At 63.2% G+C, this 9,487-nt stretch carries 11 protein-coding genes and 1 pseudogene; 5 read left to right on the top strand and 7 right to left on the bottom strand.

Annotated features, from left to right (window positions below):
• Positions 1-207 (top strand): annotated as a pseudogene (locus tag ABIB49_RS10865) (aa3-type cytochrome oxidase subunit I); the annotation flags it as partial.
• Positions 204-605 (top strand): cytochrome c oxidase subunit 4, encoded by a 402-nt coding sequence (locus ABIB49_RS10860; RefSeq protein WP_226772978.1) that lies wholly within the window; start codon positions 204-206, stop codon positions 603-605. The pseudogene ABIB49_RS10865 and the gene ABIB49_RS10860, both read left to right, overlap by 4 nt.
• 118 nt (positions 606-723) lie before the next feature.
• Here the strand turns inward: ABIB49_RS10860 and ABIB49_RS10855 are convergent, their stop codons facing one another.
• A complete protein-coding gene (locus ABIB49_RS10855; protein WP_354157059.1) occupies positions 724-1,017 on the bottom strand; it encodes an HPr family phosphocarrier protein in 294 nt (97 codons plus the stop codon).
• Between the two features lie 188 nt (positions 1,018-1,205).
• On the opposite strand from ABIB49_RS10855, the gene ABIB49_RS10850 reads away from it, so the two are divergent.
• A complete protein-coding gene (locus tag ABIB49_RS10850) occupies positions 1,206-1,973 on the top strand; it encodes a GntR family transcriptional regulator (RefSeq protein WP_354157058.1) in 768 nt (255 codons plus the stop codon).
• A 314-nt stretch (positions 1,974-2,287) separates the two neighbouring features.
• On the opposite strand, the gene qcrB is transcribed toward ABIB49_RS10850, so the two are convergent.
• The 4 genes from qcrB to ctaE all read right to left on the bottom strand — a co-directional run bounded on the left by qcrB (position 2,288) and on the right by ctaE (position 6,627).
• On the bottom strand, positions 2,288-3,967 hold the full coding sequence (qcrB, locus tag ABIB49_RS10845) for a cytochrome bc1 complex cytochrome b subunit (protein WP_282359905.1): 1,680 nt from the start codon (positions 3,965-3,967) through the stop codon (positions 2,288-2,290).
• Positions 3,945-5,015, bottom strand: a complete 1,071-nt coding sequence (gene qcrA / locus ABIB49_RS10840) for a cytochrome bc1 complex Rieske iron-sulfur subunit (protein ID WP_226772972.1) — start codon at positions 5,013-5,015, stop codon at positions 3,945-3,947. The genes qcrB and qcrA overlap by 23 nt, the downstream gene beginning before the upstream one ends.
• A gap of 101 nt (positions 5,016-5,116) precedes the next feature.
• Positions 5,117-5,902 (bottom strand): cytochrome bc1 complex diheme cytochrome c subunit, encoded by a 786-nt coding sequence (qcrC, locus tag ABIB49_RS10835; protein WP_226772971.1) that lies wholly within the window; start codon positions 5,900-5,902, stop codon positions 5,117-5,119.
• 86 nt (positions 5,903-5,988) lie between these two features.
• The gene (ctaE, locus tag ABIB49_RS10830) at positions 5,989-6,627 is read right to left on the bottom strand and encodes an aa3-type cytochrome oxidase subunit III (RefSeq protein WP_446698744.1); all 639 of its coding nucleotides are present in this window, start codon (positions 6,625-6,627) and stop codon (positions 5,989-5,991) included.
• 148 nt (positions 6,628-6,775) lie between these two features.
• Here ctaE and trpD point away from each other — a divergent pair, with 148 nt between their 5' ends.
• Positions 6,776-7,834 carry an anthranilate phosphoribosyltransferase gene (trpD, locus tag ABIB49_RS10825; RefSeq protein WP_354157057.1) on the top strand — a complete coding sequence of 353 codons (1,059 nt, stop codon included), beginning with the start codon at positions 6,776-6,778 and terminating at the stop codon, positions 7,832-7,834.
• A gap of 56 nt (positions 7,835-7,890) precedes the next feature.
• Here trpD and ABIB49_RS10820 read toward each other — a convergent pair whose 3' ends face one another.
• Together ABIB49_RS10820 and ABIB49_RS10815 are read right to left on the bottom strand one after the other, a co-directional pair.
• On the bottom strand, positions 7,891-8,172 hold the full coding sequence (locus tag ABIB49_RS10820) for an Lrp/AsnC family transcriptional regulator (protein ID WP_226772968.1): 282 nt from the start codon (positions 8,170-8,172) through the stop codon (positions 7,891-7,893).
• A 99-nt stretch (positions 8,173-8,271) separates the two neighbouring features.
• On the bottom strand, positions 8,272-8,712 hold the full coding sequence (locus tag ABIB49_RS10815; RefSeq protein WP_226772967.1) for a DUF3054 domain-containing protein: 441 nt from the start codon (positions 8,710-8,712) through the stop codon (positions 8,272-8,274).
• A 319-nt stretch (positions 8,713-9,031) separates the two neighbouring features.
• Here ABIB49_RS10815 and ABIB49_RS10810 point away from each other — a divergent pair, with 319 nt between their 5' ends.
• Complete coding sequence (locus tag ABIB49_RS10810) at positions 9,032-9,334, top strand: DUF4193 domain-containing protein (protein WP_226772966.1); 303 nt, start codon at positions 9,032-9,034, stop codon at positions 9,332-9,334.
• The last annotated feature ends 153 nt before the right edge of the window (positions 9,335-9,487 follow it).

Genomic DNA, 9,487 nt, shown 5'->3' with positions numbered 1-9,487 from the left:
CCGTGGGGCTTTGGCGCCTCTCTGGAGTGGGCCACCTCCTGCCCGCCGCCGCGGCACAACTTCACCTCGTTGCCGCGGATCCGCTCCGAGCGACCCGCCCTGGACCTCCACCACCCGGAGCTCTCCCAGTCCTACACGGTCGATACCTCCGATTCCCCGGCCGCAGCCGTGCTGGGTAACGCCGACCAGAAGGACAACGCCAAGTGAAGATTGAATCAAGGGTTTTTGGCCTCGGAGTCTTCTTTTTCGTCCCGGTGTCAGTGGTCTACGGGTTTCTGACCGGCTGGACTGAGTACGTTGGGTTCCTCGGAATTATGCTGGTCGCCGGCCTGGCAGGCATGATCGGTGCCTACCTTTCGTTCACGGGCAAGCGGGTCGGGATGCGTCCCGAGGACCGCAGCGACGCCGAAATCCATGAGGGCGCCGGTGAACAGGGTCACTTCAGCCCCTGGAGCTGGTGGCCCCTGGTTCTCGGTACGGCGTGCGCCACCGGCTTCCTTGGGATGGCGGTGGGTTTCTGGATCGTCTACATCGGTGCCGGCCTCGCCGTCGTAGCCCTCGTAGGCTGGGTCTACGAGTACAGCCGCGGAGATCACGCGCACTAAGGTCCGCACGGACGCGAACATGGATTCAACGGCAGCGGGCCCCACCATCGAGGTGGGGCCCGCTGCCGTTAACGCTTCCTGTTGGACGGGGCGGCGGCCGAGTCTCCGGTCGGGGCACCTAGCCGGCCAGGGATGACTCCACCAGGTCCCTGAGATTCTCCAGGGCCTTCTCTACGGCGGCAGGGCTGCGTTGATGCGGGAGGGATTCATCGGCGATGGAGAGCTCTACTGTGCACCCGAAGCGGAAGTCCTCGGTCATCACTTCCAGCAGTGAGCGGGCGTCGACGGCGGGCCTGCCGTCCCTGCTGATGGTGACGGGAAGCCCGGTGGTGAGGACTGCACGCACGAACCGGGCGGCCGGTCTGGCATGCAGTCCAACACGGGCCCTGACGATTGCGGTCCGAACAGGCAATGGTCTTCCTTTATCTCGCAACGGGAATTTCGGCCGGCGGGGGACCAGCGCATTCAAGCCTATCGGCGGGCGGCCCCGCGGGCGAACCTATACTTCTTGGTGGTCTAGACCGGGGTCAGGCATGGCCTAATCTTGAGGTATGGCTCATTCGGGAAGGCAGTGAAGTGGCGCCCACTGATGCTTCGCGCATGGACGGTGAAATCGACCGTCACAACGGAACGCCCATTTACGTCCAGCTGAGGGAGATCATCAGGGCGCACATCGTAAGTGTTTGCCCGCCGGGCTCGGCGCTTCCCTCGGAGCGGGATCTCGCATTGCGTTTTGGTCTGGCCCGGATGACGGTACGCCAAGCCATTGATGCCCTCGTCGGCGAGGAAGTCATCGAACGTGTTGTGGGGCTGGGCACTTTTGTCCGAAAGCCGAAACTGGACCTTCAGGTCAAGCTCACTTCCTACAGCGAAGAAATGCAGCGCCGCGGCATGGTTCCCGCGGCTAAGGTGCTTAGCTTTGAGCAGATCGGTGCGAGCGCATTCCTGGCCCGTGAATTGCAGCTCGAGGAGGGGACACCCTTGGTGCGCTTCCGGCGGCTGCTGCTTGCCGATAGCGAGCCCATGAGCGTGGACGAGAATTTCATTCCGGCCCACCGGGTACCGGGCCTGCTCGACGGCGAACCGCCCACCTCGCTCTACAACGTCCTCAGCGAACGGTACGGACTGGTGATGGAGTGGGGAGAAGACATGATCGAGGCCACGGCTGCGTCGCCGTCAACGTCTCGTTTGCTCAACGTGGAGGTTGGGTCTCCGCTGCTGAAAATCCAGCGTCATGCCTTTGTGGCTCGGGCCATGGTTGATTACTCGGTGTCGTACTACCGGGCCGACCGGTACAAGCTGTGGGTGCCGCTGCAGCGGCCCGGTGTCCGCCCGACACGCAACTACGCCTCGGGATACCGCCCCTAGCAGCCCTTGGGCGCGCTGATCCTTCACCGCCCCTCGTGTGGGGCCTTGTGGGCTGTCCTAGGTGTGGCCAGTGGGCATGTCCTGTGGCGGGATCCGGCAGTGGACATATTGGCCTTGTGCGCTGTCCTTGCTGTGACCAGTGAGCATGTCCTGCGGGCCGATGGTCGCCGTCCGGACGGTGGCCCGGACACTTGGGAACAAAACAACTCGGGAACCACAACGAGGCGCCGGTCAAGTGGATGACGGGCTAAGGCAATACACAAAAAAGGCCCGGTCCTGGAGGACCGGGCCTTTCTGCGGATCACTGCAGCAGGTTAGTGGCTGAGTGTCTTTTGATTATCCGCTGTTTCAATTGCTTCGTGCCCGCCGTGGGCCCCGTGGGCAGCTGCCAGTTCAGCGGGAGTTGCCGGCGCGACGCGGTCCTCAAAGAACAGCTGCGACAGCTTGGCACGGCGCTTTTCCGTTCTGTCGACGACTCCGTGTGCGTTCGGCTCCGCGGGCAACGGAGACGGTGACTCGAAGCCTACGAGCTTGTAGCGCTTGTACTCATCCAGCGGGGCGTGGACCTCGATGAATTCACCGTGCGGGAGCCGCACGATGCGGCCGGTTTCGCGGCCGTGCAAGGCTATCTCGCGGTCCTTGCGCTGCAGGGCCAGAGCAACGCGCTTGGTGACTATAAAGGCGAGGATCGGGCCGATGAAGAACAGCGCGCGCAGCCAGTAGGTGACATCGTTGAGCGACACGTGGAAGTGCGTTGCAATGAGGTCCGAACCGGCGGCCGCCCACATCACGCAGTACCAGACGAACCCGGCCATGCCGATGGCCGTCCGGGTCGGCGCATTGCGGGGACGGTCCAGGACGTGGTGCTCGCGGTTGTCCTTGGTGATCCAGCGTTCAATCCAAGGGTACGTGAACATAAGGGTGAACAAGATGCCGGCCGGGACCAGCGCCGGCAGCAGGACGTTGAACGTAAACACGTGACCGAACCAGATCTGCTCGACATGCCAGTCGCCGAAGGTGCCCGGCATCAGGCGCAGGGCGCCGTCAACAAAACCGATGTACCAGTCGGGCTGGGTGCCGGCGGACACGGGGGAGGGGTCGTACGGGCCGTAGTTCCAGATCGGGTTGATGGTGAAGAAGCCAGCCATCAGCGCAACGACACCAAAGACGATGAAGAAGAAGCCGCCGGCCTTCGCAGCGTAGACCGGGCCAAGCGGGTAGCCCACGACGTTGCCGTCGTTGCGTCCCGGGCCGGGGTACTGGGTGTGCTTGTGCACCACAACCATAAACAGGTGGAGCACGATCATCAGGAGGATGAGCGCCGGAACGAGCAGGATGTGCAGCATGTACAAGCGGCCGATTATGGCCGTGCCCGGAAATTCCCCGCCGAAGAGGAAGAAGGAGATGTACGTGCCGATCACCGGGATTGACTTGATAACGCCGTCGATGATTCGCAGGCCGTTTCCGGACAGCAGATCATCGGGGAGGGAGTAGCCCGTGAAGCCGGCAGCCATTGCGAGGATGAGCAGCACGCTGCCCACCACCCAGTTCATTTCACGCGGTTTGCGGAAGGCGCCGGTAAAGAACACACGGAGCATATGCACCGAGACGGAAGCAACAAACAGCAGCGCGGACCAGTGGTGGACCTGGCGCATAAACAGGCCGCCACGAACGTCGAAGGAGATGTCCAGCGACGAGCTGTACGCGACGGACATTTCGACGTTCTTCAGCGGCGTGTAGGAACCCGAATAGTGGGTCTCTGCCATGGAGGGATCGAAGAAGAACGTCAGGAACGTTCCCGAGAGAAGCAGGATGACGAATGAATAAAGAGCCACTTCGCCGAACATAAACGACCAGTGGTCCGGGAAGACCTTCCGGCCGAATTCTCGAAGCATACCGGAGCCGCCAACACGCTGGTCGACGAAATCGGTAATGCGGCCGCCTTTAGTTGTGGCGACGAAGACCGGTGCCTCAGGCGTTGTTGCTGCGCTCATGCTCATCACGCTCCCAATAGCTAGGTCCAACAGGTTCATGGAAGTCGCTGGTGGCGACCAGGTAGCCCTCGGCGTCGACTGCAATGGGCAGCTGGGGGAGAGGACGGCTGGCCGGGCCAAAGATAACCTTGCATTCCCGGGTGAGGTCGAAGGTTGACTGGTGGCACGGGCACAGCAGGTGGTGCGTCTGCTGCTCGTACAGGGCAACGGGGCAGCCAACGTGAGTGCAGATCTTGGAGTACGCGACGATGCCGTTGTAGCCCCAGTCCTCACGCCCGGCGGACGGGTTCAGCGACTCAGGATTGAGACGCATCAGCAGAACGACGGACTTTGCCTTCTCGTTCAGCTTGCCTTCGCTCAGCTCGTTCAGCCCTTCAGGGATGACGTGGAAGGCCGAGCCGATGGTGACATCCGAGGCCTTGATGGGCGTGCCGTCGGGGTCGCGGGTAAGCCGCTTGAGCTTACCCTCCTCGGGCGCCCACATGGTGTGAGCCAGAGCCTTATCAGGACGGGGACCCAGGTCGCCGAAGACGGCAAGGGCAGGCAGCGGCGCCAGCGCGACGGCGCCCAACAGGGTGTTGCGGATCAGGGGGCGGCGCTTGATGCCAGTTTCCTCAACGATGTCGTCGACGATGCGGACGGCGGCCTGGCGGTCTTCTTCGGTGCGGATCGCGTGGCGCTCTTCCGACACTTCATGGTCCGGCATAAGGGCCTTGGCCCAGTGCACAATGCCGGTACCGATGCCGAGCATCGCAAAGGCCGTGCCGATGCCGAGTAGCGCGTTCTGCAACCGGATCGTCGCGATCGCGGTGTCATCTCCCAGATCGATGGCGAAGTAAGCCACCAAAAATATCAGGGTGCCAACGACTGAGATACCGAAAAGAAGGGCTACCTGCCGTTCTGCTCGCTTTGCGGCCTTCGGGTCCGTGTCGGCCAGGCGCAAACGGTGCGGAGGAAGTCCAGGGTCCTGGAACTTCTCCACCTCATTTTGACCAGCCGTAGCTACGGTGCCCGAGTGGTTCGGACTGCCGTCACTATGGTTGCCCATAATTCGCCTCATCCCTCTCTCGTCTCGGCGATTGCCGAGTTAGCTTTCAATTCAAACTGCCGACGGGTCAGCAGCAAAACTCTTACAGGTGCAACAGGTGGCTAGGACGTCCGGGACGTCAGCCAGATGGTGAAGGCGATGATAACGCCGAGGCCGGCGATCCAGACAAACAGACCTTCCGACACCGGGCCCAAGGCGCCCAGATCAGCACCGCCGGGAGACCCGTTGGCTTCGATCTGCTTCAGGAAAGTGATGATGTCTCGCTTACCTTCGGGGGAAACGTTGGCATCGCTGAAGACCGGCATGTTCTGCGGGCCGGTGACCATTGCTTCGTAGATGTGCTTGCCGGTGACGTCGGCCAGGGCCGGGGCGAACTTGCCGCGGGTCAGGGCCCCTCCGGCAGCTGCGGCGTTGTGGCACATGGCGCAGTTTGTGCGGAACAGCTCGCCACCCTTGGCGGCGTCTCCCTTTTCATCGAGGACACCTGCCTCGGGAATGGACGGGCCGGGGCCGAGCGAGGCAACGTATGCGGAAAGCTGGTGGGTCTGCTCTTCGTTGAACTGGGCCGGCTTCTTGTACGCCTGCGGGCCGTTCATCTGCATGGGCATACGGCCCGTACCGACCTGGAAGTCGACGGCTGCGGCGCCGACGCCTACCAGGGACGGTCCGGACTGGGACCCGCTGGCACCCATGCCGTGGCAGGTGGCGCAGTTGGCGGCGAAGAGCTTGCCGCCCTCCTCTGCGTCGTTGGCGCTGAAGCTGGTGGTGGCCTTGGCCTGGTTGACGGTCGTGGCAACGGCGTACAGCCCACCAGTGACCAGGAGGCCCATCAGCAGCAGTGCAATTGCTGCCAGCGGGTGACGTCGCTTCTGCGAGAGTGCCTTCACGTGGTGGTTCCTTTATTCGATCGTGCGTTGGCTCCGGGAGCCGCTTCTTGAAATTCTACCTCTTGTAGAAAGAGTGGCAAGTGGTGCTACTTGAGGACATAGATGACCAGGAAGAGCCCGATCCAGACGACGTCAACGAAGTGCCAGTAATACGAGGTGACGATCGCTGAGGTCGCTTCGAAGTGGCCGAACTTCTTCGCCGCGAAGGACCGTCCCATTATGAGGAGGAAGGCAACCAGGCCGCCGATAACGTGCAGGCCGTGGAACCCGGTGGTGATGTAGAACGCCGAGCCATAAGCGTTGGAGGAGAGGGAAACATGCTCGGAAACGAGCATGGCGTACTCGGTTGCCTGGCCGGCCACGAAGAAGGAACCCATGATGAAAGTCACGGTGAACCATTCGTTCATTCCCCAGCGGGTGAAGCTGAGGGGGCCGCCGCTTCGGCGCGGCTGAAGCCGCTCAGCGGCGAAGACGCCCATCTGGCAAGTAAAGGAACTGGCCACGAGGACGATCGTGTTGACGAGCGCAAAGGGAAAGTTGAGCTTGGCTGTCTCTTCGGCCCACATTTGTCCGGAAGTCGAACGGAGTGTGAAGTACATGGCGAAGAGACCGGCGAAGAACATCAACTCACTGGACAGCCAGACTACGGTTCCAACAGAAACCATGTTCGGGCGATTCAGCGTCGGGTGCGCCGGGGTACTGGGGGCATGGGTCGCAGATGTCACATAGACATTATGTCTATAAAAGTCCCTGCTGCCCAACGCAAACCGCGTTTTGGGAGGACTTTTTCTACAAAGACGCGAATTCGAGCGGAAAAGTTCCCGGAGCGGTTCACATTGGTCATTGCGGTGCGCACCTCGATAGCATCGGAACGTGACTTCTCAGGCATCTGCACAGGCGGCAGTCAACTCGTGGCCGCGGCTCATCAAGGCACTCATCGACGGTACCGATCTCTCGGCCGGCAGCACCGAGTGGGCGATGAACTCGATCATGTCCGGGGAAGCGACGCCCGTCCAGGTTGCAGGCTTCCTCGTGGCCCTGCGTGCCAAGGGCGAGACAGTGGATGAACTCGTGGGCCTGGTGGCGGCCATGATCGCGAACGCGAGTCCCATGGACATCTCCGGGCAGAAGCTGGACATCGTCGGAACCGGCGGTGACCAGCAGAACACCGTCAACATCTCCACCATGGCGGCACTCATTGCCGCCGGCGCCGGTGCCAAGGTGGTCAAGCACGGTAACCGTGCTGCCTCTTCGACCTCCGGGTCCGCGGACGTGCTTGAAGCCCTGGGTGTGCGGCTGGACCTGCCGATCCCGAGGGTGGCCCTTAACGCTGAGGAGGCAGGCATCACCTTTTGCTTCGCCCAGGTGTTCCATCCGTCCATGCGCCACGCGGCCGTTGCCCGCCGTGAGCTCGGGGTCCCCACGGCGTTCAACTTCCTGGGTCCGATGACCAACCCCGCTAACGTGCAGGCCTCAGCGGTCGGCGTCGCCAACGTGCGGATGGCTCCGCTGGTGGCGGGGGTGCTGGCCAAGCGCGGGAGCCGGGGCCTGGTGTTCCGCGGGAATGACGGACTGGACGAGCTGACCACTACCGGCCCGTCGCGGGTGTGGGAAATCAGGAACGGCGAGGTGACCGAGGAGATGTTCGACCCGCGCGGGCTGGGCATCCGCCAGGCAACTCTTGAGGAGCTGCGCGGCGGGGACGCCGCGGCCAACGCCGCCGTCGTCCGGTCCGTTCTCTCCGGTGCGCAGGGACCGGCACGGGACGCTGCACTGCTGAACGCTGCCGCCGGACTCGTGGCGTTTGATCTCGACGCGGCCGGCCCGTTCAACGAACGGATGGCCGCGGCCCTCAAGCGCGCGGAAGAGTCTGTCCAGTCTGGTGCTGCTACTGCCGTGCTTGACCGCTGGGTCGCACTTTCCCGTAACTGACCCGCAGGCGTAACTAGCCCGCAGGCCGGCCCGTAAGCGGGCAAGCCTGCGGGAACCTACTCGTCGAAGCCGAGTGCGAAGGCTGCGTCCAGGTCATGCTGTGAATAGGCTCGGAAGGCGATCTGGGTGGTCGTGTGCACCACTCCGGAGACCTTGGAGAGCCTGTCCGCAATTACGTCCGCGAGGTCTTCATGCTTCGGAACCCGGGCGATCGCAATGAGATCCCATTCGCCGGTCACGGAGTAGACCTCGCTGATCCCCTGGATAGCGGAGATTTCTTCCGCGGTTTCCGGGATGCGGGAAGCATCTGTCTTAATCAGGACGAAAGCGGTGACCACGTGTGAGCCTTTCCGGATCTGTTGCGTCGTTGCCGGCCAACTTCAGCGCTCCCGTTGGGTGCTTCGGGGCCCCGGCCGTGTCACTGCCAGCCTAGTCCATCACGCCCGGCGACGGCGTGTGGTGAACCGCCGGACGCCGGCAGCTATCAGGCGGTATCCGAGCAGCAAAAGGCCCAGGCTGAGCAGGGCCACGATGATAAATGGCAGGACTACAGTTTGCCCTGTCACCGCCCGCAGGAGCATACCTACCGTCACCGCGCCGAGCCACACGGCGACGCCTGCGGGTGCCAGGGACAAGGGCGAGCGCCAGAGTCGCAAGACCAGCCAGGCCAGGGCCGCTCCTGCGAGGAAAGGCCAAGCGGTGGCGAACACGCCGGTGACGACGTCCCCGCGCTGATGGGCGTCCCGGCCGATGGCAGCGAAGAGCAGGATCAGAACGGCGTCGGCACCGGCGGCCAACACCGCTGAGCGCCGTGTCCGGGGCAGTAGAGGGCGGCCGGTACCGGAGGTCCGGGGGAGCGGGGACGTTGTGGAAGACATGCTGCCAAGCCTAGCGGCGCGGTCGTTGAAGCCGGTTATCAGCACAGGCTGGTTCAATGCGGCACAGCGGGGCTGCCCCCGGCGGGCTGGCCGGCGCGTGCAGAACGAGGCCGCTGGCTGGCGGAGTGCAGAACCGGGCGCGAATCTTGCCGCATGGCAGGTCGGCCTGGCGCACGCAAACGGCAGGGGAGTCCACCGGCCGCTAAGACCGAAGCGGGGGACAGCGGCTTCCGGCTCCCGAAGCAGGGAGGGAATATCAGGGCCATGGTGTAGGTTGCAGTTTCGTTAGTTAAGCACGACAGAAAAGAGAAGGACTCCCGTGGCAACCGATTACGACGAAGTACGTTCCGACGTTAAGGAATCACAGGACCGCTCGTTGGAGGCGCTGCAGTCCGCGAACGCCCCGGATGCCCGCAGCGTTGTCCGCGAGCTGGACGAATCCGATGCACTGGATGAAGGCATTACCCCCGGCGGTGAGTTTGTGGCCGAGGAACTCATTGTGCAGGTGATACCCCAGGCCGAGGATGAGTTCACCTGTTACTCGTGTTTTTTGGTCCGGCACCGGTCCCAGCTGGCACGCAAGAAAAACGGCCATTCGTACTGCACGGAGTGCGAAGGATAGGACGGCCGGGTACCCGCTGCCGGGGGAGCGGCCCGCACCTTCGGTAGCGCTCGAAGCGGCCGTCCTTGGCGATATCTGAACCCTGGGTGGTGTGGGGGAGCTGCGGCCCGGAGTGCAGGCCGAACGCGATTGCCGGGTAGCTGGATTTCGCTC

This window comes from Arthrobacter sp. UYCu512 (assembly GCF_040547075.1).
In the GTDB taxonomy this organism is placed as follows: Bacteria; Actinomycetota; Actinomycetes; order Actinomycetales; family Micrococcaceae; genus Arthrobacter.
The sequence above is the reverse complement of the archived record's forward strand: the minus strand, read 5'-3'. Positions and strand labels throughout refer to the sequence as shown.